Origin of the sequence: uncultured Parvimonas sp. (genome assembly GCF_963524015.1) — a bacterium.
In the GTDB taxonomy this organism is placed as follows: Bacteria; Bacillota; Clostridia; order Tissierellales; family Peptoniphilaceae; genus Parvimonas.
The window spans coordinates 23,359-40,329 of sequence record NZ_CAURDT010000006.1; the positions used below are offsets into that span (position 1 = coordinate 23,359).

Below are 16,971 nucleotides of genomic sequence, written 5' to 3' on the forward strand. Positions count from 1 at the left end.
TGTATGAGAGGAAATTTTATACCAAGTAATACTTGGAATGCAACAAGAGTTAATAATACAGAAGTACTATTACCTAATTTAAATCCAAAAGAGTATTCTTTAATTAAGAGTGAAAGCAAAAATCTTATTTTTTCTTATGAAAAATTTTCTTTTTCAGATGAGATAACTGAAAAATTAAAAGAGTTTACAAATCTTAAAATGGATTTTATTTCAACAAAAGAAAATTGTTTAAATCAAGTTGTTTCGTTAGAATTAAATGAAGAAAATAATCAATTAGTTGATATTATAAAAATAAGAGCAGAAAAAAATTCAACTTTAAACTTGACTTTGGACTATTTTTCAGATGAAAATATTAAAGGTTTTAGACATTCTATTATAGAAGTTGAAGCGGAAGAAAACAGTGATGTAAAAATTTATATTTCTCAAAGATTTTCTTTAGATGTTTTGAGTATTCAAAGCGTTTATTACAAAGTTAAAGAAAATGCAAATGTTGAATTTGTTCAAGTCGATTTAGGAGGCAGAGAAAATTATGTTTCCTATATAGGAGATCTCGTTGATAACAATTCAAATGTCAACGTAAATTCTATTTATTTCGGCAAAAACGAACAAAAATTAGATTTTAATTATGTGGCAACTCAAAGAGGACGTGCTACAAATTATGATTTGGCGATTAAGGGAGCATTAGCGGACAAAGCTCAAAAGACTTGTAGAGTAACTATTGACTTTAAGCGTGGATCATCTACTTCTAAAGGTTCTGAACAAGAATATGTAACATTACTTTCAGATGATATAAGAAATGTTGCAGTTCCTATTTTACTTTGTACTGAAGATGATGTTGAAGGACTTCATGCAGCAAGTGCAGGTAAAATTGATGAAAACATATTATTCTACATTATGAGCCGTGGTTTTAGCGAATCAGAAGCAAAGAGATTGATTTTAGAATCAAAATTTGCCGAAACTATTGATTTAATAGAAAATGAAGAAATAAGAAAGAGAGTTTATACAACTTTATCCAAAAAACTTTCGGAGGTATAATATGACTAAAACTATTCTTGATATTAGAAGAGATTTTCCATATTTGAACGAAGAAAAAGTTGGAAAAAAAGTTATATATTTAGATAATGCAGCTACAAGCCAAAAGCCACAAGCTGTTATTGATACTATAACAAATTACTATTCTTATCAAAATGGAAGTCCACATAGAGGCAGTCATTACTTAAGTATGTCTGCAACAGAAATTTATGAGGGAACAAGAAAAAAAGTTAAGAATTTTCTTAATGCAAAGAGAACTACTGAAATAATTTTTACAAAAAATGCTAGTGAGGCACTTAATTTAGTTGCCTATTGTTATCTTAACAAATTAGAAAAAGATGATGAAATAATGCTTAGTATTATGGAGCATCATAGTAATTTATGTACTTGGCAATTTTTAAAAGAAAAAACAGGTGCTAAACTTAACTATATTTACCTTGATGACAATTTCCAATTGGATATGAAATCTTTTGAAGAAAAAATTTCCGATAAAGTAAAATTGGTATGTATAACTGCTGCATCAAATGTAGTAGCCACAATGCCTGACATCAAAAAAGTTATTGAAATCGCTCATAAAAACGGAGCAAAAGTTTTAGTTGATGCATCACAAATAGTTGCACATAAAAAACTGGATGTTCAGGATTTAGATGTTGATTTCTTAGCCTTTTCAGGACATAAAATGTTAAGTGCAATGGGCGTTGGTGTACTTTATGGAAAATTTGACCTCTTAAAAGAAATGAATCCTTTCCTTTATGGAGGAGACATGATTGAATATGTTTATGAGGATTATTCAACATATCTTTTACCGGCAGGTCGTTTTGAAGCGGGAACGCAAAATGTAGGAGCAGTTGCTTCACTTGGTTCTGCTATTGACTACCTAGAAGAATTGGGATTTGATTATATAGAAAAATTGGAAAGAGAACTTATGAATTTTGCTTTTGAAGAAATGAAAAAGCTAGATTTCATAAAGACTTATACTACAAAGGACAAAAACAGATGCCCTGTAATAGCTTTTAATGTAAAAGATGCTCATCCTCATGATGTATCTTCAATACTAGATAGCTTTGGAATTGCAATAAGAAGTGGTCATCATTGTGCAGAGCCTTTGCATAGATATTTGAATGAAAATGCAACTTGTAGAGTAAGTTTTTCTTTCTATAACACTAAAGAAGAAGTAGAATATTTCATTGAGAAATTAAAAGAAGTAAGGAGAATATTACATCTTGGACATTAGAGAAATTTATACTGAGATAATAACAGAAGAAAGTAGAAATACAAAAAATAAAAGATATTTGGAACATCCGACTCACGAAGAAAAAGGTCATAACCCAAGTTGTGGAGATGAAATTACATTACAATTAGATATTGAAGATGGTATAATCAAAGATGCCTCATATGTTGGAGTAGGTTGTGCAATCTCCCAAGCTTCAACATCTCTTATGATTGATTTAATTAAGGGAAAGACTTTAGACGAAGCAAAGGAACTTTGTGAAACATTTTTGGCAATGATTACAGAAGGTCTTGAGGGCGATGAGCTTAAAAAACTTAAGGATGCTGTAGCTCTTCAAAATATTTCTACAATGCCTGCAAGAGTTAAATGCGCTGTTCTTGCTTGGCATACATTAAAAAATATACTTGAAGCTAATTAAATATGGTCGTAGCTCTTTTGAGTTGCGACTTTTTGAATAGGAGGGTATATGAGGATATTTTTTATATTATATTTGCTTTTAGACGGTTTGTTATACAACTATAAATTATTGATTTCTATAATTTTTATAATGAATTTAATATCTTTTACAATATTTTATATTGATAAAAGAAAAGCTATAAAAGGCAAGAATAGAATTTCAGAGAATAGCTTATTGTTATCAGCTTTTTTGTTCGGCTCTATTGGTGCTTTTCTATCCATGCAAATATTTAGACATAAAACTAAAAAGCTAAAATTTAGAATTTTAGTTCCGCTATTTTTTGTAGTTAAAGTTTTGATTTTATATTATTTATATAAATATATGTTTTAGGTGATGTTATGAAAAATATTAGATTTTCTACAGAAAGATTGAATATAGCAGATATGCAGTTTTTCGATTGTGATTACGCAGCGAAAGAATGGGGAAATGAAATATCCGGAAAATATATGTGTGATCCATTTTACAAAAATGGAGAAGAACTTAGAGATATATTGAAAGATGAGTTGGAAAATTCGGAAAAATGGACTGACGATTTCTATTTTTCAGTTTTTAAAAAAGAAAATGATGAAATAATAGGAACTGCTTGTGCTTTTGAAGTTGAAAAGAGTAAGAAAATATGGGGCATAGGATATTCGATAAAGCTAACTGAATGGAATAGAGGTTATGGAACAGAACTTGTTAATGGTTTGTGTGAATTCTTAAAATTATATAATGTAGAAATTATAAACACATTAATTGCAAAAGAAAATATTTCATCTCTGAAGATTTGTTTTAAGAATGGATTTGAGATTTTTAAAGAAACTGAATTTATTAAATCAGGAACGGATATAAAATATTCAGCATATGAACTTAGAAAAAAATTATAAAACAATTAAATAATTAAAGTCAAAGATATGAAAGAATTAGGAATTATTTAAAAAGGAAGTAATAAATTTACTTCCTTTTTAAATGAAAAAATTCCACTAAAAAGCGGAATTTATAAAAAAATATTAAAAGTTAAAATTTATCTTTAAATAAATCGTATAAATTAAAAGCTATTGCTATTGCCATACAAGTAATTGTAATAGTGGAAAGGTTGTTGAAATCAAATATAATTAAAAATATTAATAAAGTGGTTACTAAATAATTCATCCATTTTTTTCTCATAATTGACTCCTTTAGATTAATATTAAATAGTAATTTATTGAACTATCAAAACAATATATTTACAACTATATTATACCATAATATAGCATTTAATTAAAGTATTCATAATATGAAATTAAAATTATTAGGTTCAAAGGTCAATTTCTGTTAAAAAAAATGAAAAAATTCCAAAAAAAGTCTTTACTTTTTATAAAAAATCTGTTAAAATTTAAAGATAATAATGTAATAGTGGGATAATATGTATTTTTATCTTTTTTTAATTTTTCAAAGGGGTGAAGTTTTATGACACATACTGAAAAGTATGGAATCACAGAAAGGGTTAGTTATTCAAAAATTCAAAATGTTTTGGATCTTCCAAACCTAATTGCCATTCAAACTGATAGTTATGATTGGTTTATTAAGCAAGGAATTAGAGATGTTTTTGACGATATTAGTCCGATTAGAGACTATTCCGAAGCTATGAAGCTGGAATTTTTAAATTATCGTTTAGAAAATGCTCCAAAGTATTCAGAACAAGAATGTAAGGATAGGGATATGAACTATTCTACACTTCTAAAAGTTGATGTTCGTTTAACAAATAATAATACAGGCGAAGTTAAAGAACAAGAAGTGTTTATGGGAGAAATTCCTTTGATGACTGACAACGGGACTTTTATTATTAATGGTGCTGAAAGAGTTATCGTAAGTCAGCTTGTTAGAAGTCCGGGTGTATATTATGGAGAAGAAATTGACAAGTCAGGTAATAAGTTATTTTCTTCAACAGTAATTCCGAACAGAGGTGCTTGGTTAGAATATGATACCGACACAAACGGAGTTGTAAGTGTTCGTATTGACCGAACAAGAAAATTGCCTATAACAACTATGATTAGGGCGTTGTTATATGAAACAAATGAAGAAATGGTTGAAAATTTCGGAGATATTAAAGAACTTCATACTACTTTGGAAAAAGATATAACAAAGAGTTATCAAGAAGCTATTCTTGAAATTTATAGAAAATTAAAACCGGGGGATCCTGCTACTGTTGAAAGTGGGGAAAGTTTATTACATAATTTACTTTTCGATCCAAGAAGATATGATCTTGCAAAAGTTGGTAGATATAAATTTAATAAGAAATTAGCTTTAAGAAATAGATTAATAGGAACAATTTTAGCTGAAGATATTTTCAAGACTGATAAATTCGGTGAAATGGAAAAAATCGCAAGTGTTGGAGATTATATTTCAGAAGAACTTGCTGAAAAAATTGAAAATGCAGGATATAAGAGAGTTCATGTAAAAGTTGAAGACAAAGAGATTATCGTTGTTGGTAACCACTTTGTTGATATTAGTGCGTTTGAATTGGGATTTGATATTTCATGCAATGGACTTTCAGAAAAAATTTACTATCCAGTTATGATGGAAATTTTAGAAGCTGCATCAGAATATGAAGGCGAAGAATATGAAACACAAGTTAAGAGAGCTGTTAGAAATAGAGTTAAAGAGCTTTCTCCTACTCATATTATTCGTGATGATATTGAAGCTACTGTAAGTTATGAATTTAACTTATTCTATGGTCTTGGAATTTGTGATGATATTGACCATTTAGGAAATAGAAGAGTTAGAGCTGTTGGAGAACTTTTACAAAATCAATTTAGAATTGGTTTATCAAGAATGGAGAGAGTTGTTAGAGAAAGAATGTCAACTCAAGATCCAGATCTTGCTACGCCTCAAGGACTTATTAATATAAGACCTCTTGTTGCGTCTTTAAAAGAATTCTTTGGTTCTTCACAATTATCACAATTCATGGATCAAAACAATCCACTTGCAGAACTTACTCATAAGAGAAGATTATCAGCATTAGGACCTGGTGGTCTTAGTAGAGATAGAGCAGGATACGAAGTAAGAGACGTTCATGAAAGTCACTACGGAAGAATTTGTCCGATAGAAACTCCTGAAGGTCCAAACATCGGTCTAATTACTTCTCTTACAACTTATGCAAGAGTTGATCAATATGGATTTATTGAAACTCCATATCGTGTTGTAAATAATGGAATTGCTACAAAGGACATTGTTTATTTAACTGCTGATGAAGAAGATGAAGTTATTATCGCTCAAGCTAATGAACCACTTGATGAAAATGGACGTTTTGTAAACGAAAGAGTAAGTGGTCGTGGTATTAATGGAGAAAATGATATTTATCCAAGAGATACAATTCAACTTATGGACGTTTCTCCTCAACAAATTGTATCAGTTGGTACAGCAATGATTCCTTTCCTTGAAAATGACGATGCAACTCGTGCGTTGATGGGTTCAAACATGCAAAGACAAGCAGTGCCTCTACTTGTTACTGAAGCTCCTATCGTAGGAACTGGTATAGAACATAAAGCGGCAAGAGATAGTGGTGTTGTTATCGTTGCTAAAAATTCAGGAATTGTTACAAAAGTTGATAGTGATGAAATTCATATTAAAAGAGATTTAGATAATGTAATTGATAAATATAGATTACTTAAATTTAAACGTTCAAACCAAGGAACAACAATCAATCAAAGACCTATAGTTAATGAAAATGACAGAATAAATGCAGGAGATATTATTGCCGATGGTCCTTCAACAGAAAATGGAGAAATTGCATTAGGTAAAAATATTTTAATGGCATTTATGAACTGGGAAGGCTATAACTACGAGGATGCGATGTTGTTAAATGAACAACTTGTTATAGATGACGTTTTAACTTCACTACATATTGAAGAACATGAATGTGAAGCCAGAGAAATCAAATTAGGTTCTGAAGAAATCACAAGAGATGTTATAAATATCGGTGAAGATATGAGAAAGAACTTAGATGAAAATGGTATTATAAGAATTGGTGCTGAAGTTAATTCGGGAGATATCTTAGTTGGTAAAGTATCACCTAAGGGAGAAACTGAATTAAGCGCAGAAGAAAGACTTTTAAGAGCTATTTTCGGAGAAAAAGCTAGAGAAGTAAGAGATACTTCTTTAAGAGTTCCTCATGGAGAAACTGGTATTGTTGTAGATGTTAAATGTTATAGTAGAAAAAATGGAGATGAATTACCACCTGGAGTAAATGAAGTGGTTAGAGTTTATGTAGCCACTAAGAGAAAGATTAATGTAGGGGATAAAATGTGTGGTAGACATGGTAACAAAGGGGTTATATCAAGAATTATGCCTCAAGAAGATATGCCATTCTTACCAGATGGAACTCCTTTACAAATCGTTCTTAATCCATTAGGGGTACCTTCTCGTATGAACATCGGACAAGTACTTGAAGTGCATTTAGGACTTGCAGCTAAAAGACTTGGTTGGAAAGTTGCGACACCTGTATTTGACGGAGCAAGTGATATTGATGTTCTTGATGCATTAAAGCTTGCTGGTTGTCCTGAATCAGGAAAAATAAAACTTAGAGACGGAAGAACTGGAGATGAATTTGACAATCCTGTAACTGTTGGTTATATGTATATGTTAAAACTTCACCATTTAGTAGATGAAAAAATTCATGCTAGATCTATCGGACCTTATTCTTTGGTTACACAACAACCACTTGGTGGTAAGGCACAATTCGGTGGACAAAGATTTGGAGAAATGGAAGTTTGGGCATTGGAAGCATATGGCGCAAGTCATACTTTACAAGAAATGCTAACTGTTAAGAGTGATGACATTGTAGGTAGAGTTAAGACTTATGAATCAATTGTTAAGGGTGTAAATATTCCTGAACCAGGTATTCCTGAATCTTTCAAAGTTCTTATGAAAGAATTACAATCATTATGTTTAGATGTTAAATTGATTGATGAAGAAGGAGAAGAAATCAAACTTAGAGAAAATTCCGATGAAATTAAGGCTCAACTTGTTTTAAATGAAGAGTATGCCAAAGAAGAAGAGGAAGAAGATTTTGACTTTGATTCATTCTATGATCAATCTGGAAATAAGGAAGAAGATTTTGATGGCTTTGACCTTAGTTTCTTAGAAGATAAAGATGAAAAAGAAAAAAGTAGTTCAGAAGAAGTAGAACAAGACGAAATATTTATAGAAGAAGATATTGATCAATAACATAGAGGAAGGGAGTGGACTCCTTGTTGGAATTAAATAATTTTGATGCAATGAAAATTGGCTTAGCTTCACCTGATAAGATAAGAAGTTGGTCAAGAGGAGAAGTTAAAAAACCAGAAACCATAAATTACAGAACCTTAAAGCCTGAAAAAGATGGTCTTTTCTGTGAAAAAATATTTGGGCCGGTAAAGGATTGGGAATGTAATTGTGGTAAGTATAAAAGAATAAAATACAAGGGAAATGTATGTGAAAAATGTGGAGTTGAAATCACAAAGTCTAAAGTAAGACGTGAGAGAATGGGTCATATAGAACTTGTTGCTCCAGTTTCTCATATATGGTATTTTAAAGGAATACCTTCAAGAATGGGTCTTATATTAGATATGAGCCCAAGAGCACTTGAAAAAATCTTATATTTTGCAAATTATGTTGTTCTTGATGCAAAAGATACTGATCTTTATGTTAAACAATTACTAACTGAAGGTGAATATGGAGAAGCTTGTGAAAAATTTGGTGCAGAAAATTTCAGAGTTGGAATGGGTGCTGAAGCAATTAAAGAGCTTTTAGAAAATATAGATTTAGATGAGCTTTCAGATGAATTGAAAAAAGGTCTTGTTGATGCAACGGGTCAAAAGAAAATTAGACTTTCAAGAAGACTTGAAGTTTGTGAAGCTTTCAGAAAATCAGGAAATAGACCTGAATGGATGATTATTGATGTCGTTCCTGTTATTCCACCTGATTTAAGACCTATGGTTCAACTTGAAGGTGGAAGATTTGCAACTTCAGACTTAAATGATTTGTATAGACGTGTTATAAATAGAAATAATAGATTGAAAAAACTTATTGAAATTCATGCTCCAGAAATCATCATGAGAAATGAAAAGAGAATGTTACAAGAAGCAGTTGATACATTAATAGATAATGGAAGACATGGAAAAGCTGTAACAGGAGCAGGAAATAGAGAGCTTAAATCTTTATCAGATATGTTAAAGGGAAAGACAGGAAGATTTAGACAAAACTTACTTGGGAAACGTGTTGACTATTCAGGACGTTCAGTAATCGTAGTAGGTCCGGATTTGAAATTCCACCAATGTGGACTTCCTAAAAAAATGGCTCTTGAATTATTCAAACCTTTCATTATGAAACAATTAGTTGAAGATGGAATTGTTCATAATATTAAGAGTGCAAAAAAATATGTAGAAAGATTAAATTCAAATGTTTGGGACATTTTGGATAAAGTTATCAAAGATCATCCTGTGCTTTTAAACAGAGCACCGACTCTTCATAGACTTGGTATTCAAGCATTTGAACCAGTTTTAGTTGAAGGAAAAGCAATAAAATTACATCCGTTAGTTTGTACTGCATATAATGCCGACTTTGACGGTGACCAAATGGCTGTGCATTTACCTTTATCAACTGAAGCTCAAGCAGAAGCAAGACTTTTGATGCTTTCTACAAATAATATTTTAGCACCAAAAGATGGTAAGCCTATCACAACTCCTACTCAGGATATGGTATTGGGTTCATATTACTTAACAAGTGGAACTGTTGAAGAACAAGCGGTTCGTTCATTTATGGATTATGATGAAATGTTTAAGGCTTATTCTACAAATAATGTTAAAATTCATGATACTGTTAATATCTTGTATAGAGATGAAGAAACAGGAGAAAGCCAAATCGTAAAATCAACTGTTGGTAGATTTATATTTAATGAACATATTCCACAAGATTTAGGATTTGTTGATAGAAGTAAAGATAAATTCTCATTAGAAATAGATAGACTTGTAGATAAAAAAATGCTTGGTAAGATTGTAGATAAATGTTTTAGAAAACATGGAAATATTAAAACTGCTGAAGTATTAGACTATATTAAATCTACAGGATATAAATATTCAACAGTTGGAGCTATTTCAATTTCAATGAATGACGTAATAGTTCCAGAAGAAAAATGGGAAATTCTTAAAGAAGCAGAAAAGAAAATTGCTGTTTATGAAGAATTATTTAGAGACGGTTTAGTTTCCGAACAAGAAAGATATGAATATGTAATCTCTGTTTGGACTAAAGCTACTGAAGATATTACAAAGATTCTTGTTGAAAAGCAAGATCCTACAAATAGTATTTCAATCATGGCCGACTCAGGAGCCAGAGGTAATATTAACCAAATTAGACAGTTAGCTGGAATGCGTGGACTTATGAGTTCTGCTACCGGTAGAATTGTAGAAATTCCTATCAAAGCAAACTTTAGAGAAGGTCTTTCTGTACAAGAGTTCTTTATTTCAACTCACGGTTCAAGAAAAGGACTTTCAGATACTGCTCTTAGAACAGCTGACTCCGGATATTTAACAAGAAGACTTGTAGATGTTTCTCAAGATGTAATTGTTAGAGAAGATGATTGTTGTACAGATGAATATGTATTAGCTAGAGACTTTAAAGACGGAAATGCTATAGTTGAAAAGCTTGCAGACAGAATTGTAGGTAGACATTCATTTGAAGATGTATTAAATCCTACTACAGGAGAGATATTAATTCATAAAAATGAAATGATTACTGAAGGATTGGCTGAAAAAGTTGAAAAGCTTGGAATTACAGAAATAAAAGTTCGTTCAGTTCTAGGTTGTAAATCTAAACATGGTGTTTGTGCAAAATGTTATGGACGTAATCTTGCAACAGGAAATCCAGTTAATATTGGGGAAGCTGTAGGAATTATAGCTGCTCAATCTATCGGGGAACCGGGTACTCAACTTACCATGAGAACATTCCACTCTGGTGGGGTTGCCGGTGTTGGAATTACTCAAGGTCTTCCTCGTGTTGAAGAACTTTTTGAAGCAAGAAAACCAAAAGGACTTGCTTATATAACTGAAATAGACGGTACTGTAAAATTAGTTGATAATAAAAAGAGATATGATATAGTTGTAACTGCCGATGATGGTGATGAAAGAATTTATGCAATACCTTATGGAGCTAGAATTAAAGTTAAAGATGGAGAAGAAATTAAAGCGGGAGATATGCTTACTGAAGGTTCTATAAATCCGCATGACATTTTAGCAATTAAAGGTCCAACAGGTGTTCAAGAATACATCACTAAGGAAGTTCAAAAAGTTTATCGTAATCAAGGGGTAGATATCGATGATAGACATATCGAAATCATTATAAAACAAATGCTTTCTAAAGTTAAAATCGATACTTCAGGTGATACTAATTTCTTAGAGGGAAGCCTAGTTCCGTTTAGAGAAGTTGAAGCTGTTAATAGAGAAATGCTTGAAGAAGATAAGATGCCGGCAACTTTTGATAATGTATTATTAGGTATTACTAAGGCATCTCTTGCTACTGAAAGTTTCTTATCAGCAGCATCATTCCAAGAAACAACTAGAGTTTTAACTGATGCTTCTATCAAAGGAAAAGCAGATGGATTGATAGGATTAAAAGAAAATGTAATCTTAGGTAAACTTATCCCTGCTGGAACAGGTATGAAAGTTTATAAATCAATCGAAATTGATTATGAAACAATGGAAGAAGAAGATAGACTTGCTAGAGAAGCTGCTCTTGAAAATGCTGAATCAGAAGAAGATCATATTTTTGATGAATCAAAAGAAAATGCAGAATCAGATGAAGCAAAAGAAACTGAAACTGAAATCGAATCTGAAGTTGAAACTGAAGAAGTTGAAATCATGGAAGAAGTTGAAGAATAATATTTAGAGTCGGAAGAAACTTTCCGACTCTTTCTATAAAGTGAGGATTAATATGAAAAAAGCTTTAATTTTAACAGCATCTTTTGGTGGTGGACATAATAAAGCTGCTAATAATATAAGAGAAAAACTTGAACAAAAGGGGTTTTATGTAGAAGAAATAGATTTACTAAAAGAAATTTCTGAAAAATTGGATAGTTTACTCGTTGGAGGATATTTAGGTATTGTAACAAAAACTCCTGAAATTTATGGACTAATATACAAGGGAACTAATATAACTCAATCACAAAATGTTTTCTCAAAACCAATTTTAAATATGTTGAGTAATAAAATATTACCTATTTTAGAAGAAAAAAAACCTAATGTAGTTATAGGTACTCATGTTTTTGCGATTGGAATTATGGAACATATTAAGCAAAAAAAATATTATGATGTTCCTTTTATTTCAGTAATTACAGATTTTATTACACATAAGATGTATTTTAGTGATTACGTTGATTATTATATTGTAGCAAGTGAATTTACAAAAAATAGAATGATTGACGACGGAATAAAACAAGATAAGATTTGTGCTTTTGGAATACCTATAAGTGATAGTTTTAAAGAAAGACATTATGAAAAGAAAGATGGTTTTAATATCCTAACTATATTTGGAACATTGGGAATGAATGATTTTTCGGAGTATATAATGCCTATATTAGAAATTTCAAATGATATTAGACTTACCATGGTTTGTGGTAAAAATGAAGAATTAAAAGAAAAATTAGAAAAAAAATATAGTTTGTTTATAGATGAAAATAGACTTGAAATCTTAGGCTATACAAATGAAATTGCAAGACTAATGGAAGAAAATCAGATTTTAATTACAAAACCTGGTGGACTTACAGTTTCAGAGGCAATAGTTAAAAATATACCGCTTATAATTCCTTTCTTTATACCAGGTCACGAGGAAGAAAATAAAAATTTCATTGTTGAAGAAGAAATAGGTGTATATGCAAACGGTATTGACGCTGTTGTAAAGGAAGTTAAAAAATTCTATAATAATAGGAGAAGGGTAGAATACATGGCTTTGAATATGAAAGATATAGCAAATGGATTTTCAGTTGATAAAATTGTAGAATTAGTTGAAAAAATAAGCTAAATTCATTGACAAAAATGTTTTCTTATAGTATAATGCACTATGGATAGAGATTTTTAGGAGGTTTTGTATGAAAATTAAAAAATATTTAATTTCTGCTATGGCTTTATTTTTAATGGGATCAATGGTTGCTTGTCAATCAAAACCAGCTGAAAACAAGAAAGCCGAACAAAAAACAGAAGAAAAGAAAGAAGAAAAGAAGGAAATGGAAAAAGCTTCTGAAGAAGAAAAAAATTCAACTATTAAAGCATTAGAAGAACAAAAATCAGTTGAATTAAAAATTCCAAATTTAAGTGATGCAGACAAAGAAAGTATTGAAAAGAAATACGAAAATCTAATTTCTTCAGTTAAAGAAGACAAAATTGACAAAGAAGAAGTTATTAAATTAGGAAAAGCTGCTGAAAATTATGTTAAGAATGTAAAAGAATCAGAAGGCGAAAAAAAATAATTTGATATTTTTAATGAGGGTTTTAGACCCTCATTTTTTATTGTTCATTATTTATTTTTGTTAATAAAATTTATTACTGTCTCATTAATTTCTTTCTCATGTCCTAATAAAAGGTGTCCGCCAGTTTCAAATATTTTCAAAGTACTATTTTTAAATCTTTTTACAGAAGTAATAAATTTTTCATATTTTGTTATTTTGTCATCTTTTGATTGAAAAATTAATATTGGAATTTCAATTTTTTCGATTTTATAATAATCATAATTCACTGCCATATCTGGATTAGTAATTTCTCCATCTATTTTTACTCCTTTTTTTCTTTTATCAATTGGTAACATTATTTTAACTACATTACTTTCCATACCCATAATAGTCTTAAAGAAAGGACTAATCAAGTACATGGGAAGATTATTACATAAAAAATTAGGAGGTGCTTGATATAAATTTATTTTCTTAGGTTTTTCTGTCTCAGGCATTGCAGAACTGTATAGAATAAGTCCTTTACATCTATTTGGATAGTCCAGTGCAAAACGAATTGCTAGAGTTCCTCCTGCTGAAGTCCCTACAATAAATACTTTGTCGATATTTAATTTATCTAAAAGCTCAATATATGCTTTACATTGTTCTTCAGGAGTTCCTTTTCCTAATACATCACTGTTGAGGTATCCAAAACGTGATGGGGACAATATTCTATAATCTTTAGTTAAATCTTTTAAACTTTCATAACCTTGATCAAAACCTCCAAAAATTCCATGACAGACTAATAATATCTCTCCATTTCCTCTATCAAGATATTCTATATTTCCATAAGATAGAATCATTTGACTTGGTTGATATCTTTTTAATTTTTCATTAGCCTCTTTTAAATCATTGTTAAGCTTAATACTCATAATCATAGTATAAAAAAATATACATATAATTAAAATAATAAATAATATTTTTAAATTTTTCATCACAACTCCAAAGTATCACAAAATAGATTTATAAAGTGTTCAAGCTCTTTTTTTCCATCTTCTAAACTTTCTTTATTACAATCATATTTTTGAAGTAAAAAATAGATTTGGGAATAAAATATTTTAGCTATATCTTCTGCACTGGTAGATTTCAGTTTTTTAGGTGGGATTAATTGAGAAAACACTTGTGTTTGATATTTTATAGGCTCATCTAAAAAGATTTTTTCATACAAATCATTGATTTGACTTTCTCTATAACGATCTATTATTAACATTTTTCTAAAATTTGAAGCGATATCATCTAAAATATAAAACTCAAATAATTCCTTTGCGATTTTAATTATATCTTCCCTTTTTTTATTGAGATACATATCGCTGTTGCTAGAATTTCTAGGCAATAAAAGTAGATCTCGTTTCTCATTCATTTTTTTATAAAATATTTCTATACAGCTCTCAAAAATTTCTTGTTTACTCTTAAAATGTTTATATAAGCTAGGAGCCTTAATACCAACCATCATTGCAATGTCCTTTACATAAACATCAGAGTATCCTTTTTGAGCAAATAGTTTCAAGGCTTCATACATTATTTTATCTTTAGTATTCATAAATTCTCCTCTCGAGCTAATCGAAATTAGCTTAATTATATTATAAGATAATTACAATTAGCTGTCAAGTTAAAAAAATTTATTTTATCTATAGTTTTTGAATTAATTTTTATAAAATAAATAATTTATATTATAAAGGGTATACAATAACTGCATTTACTTCTTAATATAATTATTTTATTAAATTTAAAATAAAAAGTATAAACACTAATCACAAATATACTATTAGGATGTAAATACCACACTTAAAATTTATAGAAAATAAGCTATGTAAAATTTTTGCATAGCTATTTTTTTATTCAAGAGCTATATTATAGACAAAGATAAGAAACTATTAAATCGTTGAAAAAACTCATTTACTATGATACAATAATTATGTAAAATAATGAAAAATTATTTTGTATAATTGAAATTTATGGAGTATTAGTTATTATGAAAAAATTAAAGAAAAATATTTATCTATATTCTATCTTAATTGTAATTTTTAGTATTTTTACAGTTTATTCAAATGCTAATATGCCAATGATAATTAAGGAAATTACAGATAGTATTACAGAAAAACAATTTGATAAAATTTTTGGATATTTTGTAAAATATGCACTACTAATAGTCTTAGTATTGTGTTCTGAATTTATTGGTAAATTGTTGAATGCTAAGTATAGAAGATTATTATATATGAAGCTTAGAAATCTTTTTGTAAGAGGAATTTTATTAAAGGGTAAAAAGGGAGAAAATCCTCAAGAGCTTTATTCTATTTATAATAATGAGATAGAGTCAGTTGTAGAAGAATACTATTTAACAATACCACATATTATATTTCAAGCAGTATCTATTATTTGGTATATGTATTTGCTATTTTCATTGAATATTATTGCATCATTTATTATTCTAGGAACAAATATTATATCAATTCTAATTCCTTATTTTTTTGAAATAGATATGCAAAGAATAAGGGAAAAGAGTATTTTAGGACTAAGACGATTAAATACGGCTTTTTATGATATTGTTGAGGGAATAGGCACTATAAAAAGATATTCCGTAGAAAAAAATATAAATAATAAAATGGAATCTATTTCATCCGATGAACAAAAATATGCTTATAGATATAGCATAAAAAATGCAGTTTTAGAAATTAGCATGGGGGCAATTTCATTTATATCCCAGTTTCTAATTTATTATGTTGTAACCAGTTCAATTATTAGTGGAAAAGAAACAATAGGTGCTTTTATTGCCATATTACAATTGTCTGACTTGTTAATCTATCCGATTAATACCATTTCCAGCTATTTGATAACTGTATTTTCTATAAAGAAAGTTAAAAATGATTTATTTAATACCTTATCTGATTGTGAGTTTGAAGAAAATAAGCAAGAGCGAGTTGAGAAAATTGAATTTGAAAATGTAAGTTTCTCTTATAATGAGAACAAATATATTATTGATAATTTTTCAATTGTTTTTGAAAGTGGGAAAAAGTATCTCATAAGAGGTCAAAATGGCTCCGGTAAGAGTACAATTTTGAAATTATTGTTTGGAGAGCTTGAAAATTATAGTGGAAATATAAAAATAAATGGTAAAAATATAAAGAATTATCCAGATATTTCAAAAAATCTTGTCTATGTTGAACAAAATTCTTTTTTATTTAATGAAAATATAGTTTCAAATATAACTCTATTTAAAAATATCGAGGATAATTTGATTTATGATATTTTAAATAAAGTGAATCTAGATAAAAAGCTTATAGAAAATAGAAATGAAAATTTAAATGAATTAAATCTTTCAATTTCGGGTGGTGAAAAACAAAAAATTATAATTGCAAGAGCTTTACTTAGAAATAGTAGTTTTTTGGTGTTTGATGAAGCTATGAGCAATATTGATAAAAATTCAATTTCAATAATTGAAAAAATGATTTTAAGTGATGAAAGCTTAGGACTTATTAATATTTCTCACAATTATTCAGAAGAAAATTTAAAAATGTATGACTATATTTTAGAATTTACAGGAGAAAAAATTAATATAATAAAAAATTGTTAGTAAAAATTACATTCCCGATACTTATGTGTCGGGATTTCTTTTGATTTTTAGTAAATTTTTGGTAAAAAAATTTACAATAGTATAGTAATTATGATATAATATAGGTAGCTTTGCGCCCTATGGCAAAGCTACTTATATTTCATCATAACTACCATAGAAAAATTATCTTAAAGGAGTTATGATTTAATTATTAGCTTTATGCCTATTGA

The 16,971-nt window shown here is 29.1% G+C and carries 13 protein-coding genes; 10 read left to right on the plus strand and 3 right to left on the minus strand.

Annotated features, from left to right (window positions below):
- Positions 1-3: 3 nt before the first annotated feature.
- The 5 genes from RWJ08_RS06365 to RWJ08_RS06385 are packed head-to-tail and all read left to right on the plus strand — an operon-like array spanning position 4 to position 3,586.
- The gene (locus tag RWJ08_RS06365) at positions 4-1,035 is read left to right on the plus strand and encodes a SufD family Fe-S cluster assembly protein (protein WP_313961472.1); all 1,032 of its coding nucleotides are present in this window, start codon (positions 4-6) and stop codon (positions 1,033-1,035) included.
- Position 1,036: 1 nt separating this feature from the next.
- On the plus strand, positions 1,037-2,266 hold the full coding sequence (locus RWJ08_RS06370; RefSeq protein WP_313961473.1) for a SufS family cysteine desulfurase: 1,230 nt from the start codon (positions 1,037-1,039) through the stop codon (positions 2,264-2,266).
- Positions 2,256-2,681 carry a Fe-S cluster assembly sulfur transfer protein SufU gene (gene sufU, locus RWJ08_RS06375; protein WP_313961474.1) on the plus strand — a complete coding sequence of 142 codons (426 nt, stop codon included), beginning with the start codon at positions 2,256-2,258 and terminating at the stop codon, positions 2,679-2,681. The genes RWJ08_RS06370 and sufU overlap by 11 nt, the downstream gene beginning before the upstream one ends.
- 48 nt (positions 2,682-2,729) lie before the next feature.
- Positions 2,730-3,050, plus strand: a complete 321-nt coding sequence (locus tag RWJ08_RS06380) for a DUF1294 domain-containing protein (RefSeq protein ID WP_269755359.1) — start codon at positions 2,730-2,732, stop codon at positions 3,048-3,050.
- Positions 3,051-3,058: 8 nt separating this feature from the next.
- The gene (locus RWJ08_RS06385) at positions 3,059-3,586 is read left to right on the plus strand and encodes a GNAT family N-acetyltransferase (RefSeq protein WP_313961475.1); all 528 of its coding nucleotides are present in this window, start codon (positions 3,059-3,061) and stop codon (positions 3,584-3,586) included.
- Positions 3,587-3,716: 130 nt separating this feature from the next.
- Here RWJ08_RS06385 and RWJ08_RS06390 read toward each other — a convergent pair whose 3' ends face one another.
- Positions 3,717-3,866 carry a hypothetical protein gene (locus RWJ08_RS06390; RefSeq protein WP_313961476.1) on the minus strand — a complete coding sequence of 50 codons (150 nt, stop codon included), beginning with the start codon at positions 3,864-3,866 and terminating at the stop codon, positions 3,717-3,719.
- A gap of 282 nt (positions 3,867-4,148) precedes the next feature.
- Here RWJ08_RS06390 and RWJ08_RS06395 point away from each other — a divergent pair, with 282 nt between their 5' ends.
- The 4 genes from RWJ08_RS06395 (at position 4,149) to RWJ08_RS06410 (ending at position 13,176) form a co-directional block, all read left to right on the plus strand.
- The gene (locus RWJ08_RS06395; protein ID WP_313961477.1) at positions 4,149-7,907 is read left to right on the plus strand and encodes a DNA-directed RNA polymerase subunit beta; all 3,759 of its coding nucleotides are present in this window, start codon (positions 4,149-4,151) and stop codon (positions 7,905-7,907) included.
- Between the two features lie 23 nt (positions 7,908-7,930).
- Positions 7,931-11,593: a DNA-directed RNA polymerase subunit beta' gene (rpoC, locus tag RWJ08_RS06400; protein ID WP_313961495.1), complete on the plus strand. Its 3,663-nt coding sequence runs from the start codon at positions 7,931-7,933 to the stop codon at positions 11,591-11,593.
- A 52-nt stretch (positions 11,594-11,645) separates the two neighbouring features.
- Positions 11,646-12,731 (plus strand): MGDG synthase family glycosyltransferase, encoded by a 1,086-nt coding sequence (locus RWJ08_RS06405; RefSeq protein WP_293440429.1) that lies wholly within the window; start codon positions 11,646-11,648, stop codon positions 12,729-12,731.
- 67 nt (positions 12,732-12,798) lie between these two features.
- Positions 12,799-13,176: a hypothetical protein gene (locus RWJ08_RS06410; RefSeq protein ID WP_293440427.1), complete on the plus strand. Its 378-nt coding sequence runs from the start codon at positions 12,799-12,801 to the stop codon at positions 13,174-13,176.
- A 47-nt stretch (positions 13,177-13,223) separates the two neighbouring features.
- Here the strand turns inward: RWJ08_RS06410 and RWJ08_RS06415 are convergent, their stop codons facing one another.
- The gene (locus RWJ08_RS06415) at positions 13,224-14,126 is read right to left on the minus strand and encodes an alpha/beta hydrolase (protein WP_313961478.1); all 903 of its coding nucleotides are present in this window, start codon (positions 14,124-14,126) and stop codon (positions 13,224-13,226) included.
- On the minus strand, positions 14,126-14,731 hold the full coding sequence (locus RWJ08_RS06420; protein ID WP_313961479.1) for a helix-turn-helix domain-containing protein: 606 nt from the start codon (positions 14,729-14,731) through the stop codon (positions 14,126-14,128). The genes RWJ08_RS06415 and RWJ08_RS06420 overlap by 1 nt, the downstream gene beginning before the upstream one ends.
- Positions 14,732-15,163: 432 nt before the next feature.
- On the opposite strand from RWJ08_RS06420, the gene RWJ08_RS06425 reads away from it, so the two are divergent.
- Positions 15,164-16,762, plus strand: a complete 1,599-nt coding sequence (locus RWJ08_RS06425) for an ABC transporter ATP-binding protein (protein ID WP_313961480.1) — start codon at positions 15,164-15,166, stop codon at positions 16,760-16,762.
- The last annotated feature ends 209 nt before the right edge of the window (positions 16,763-16,971 follow it).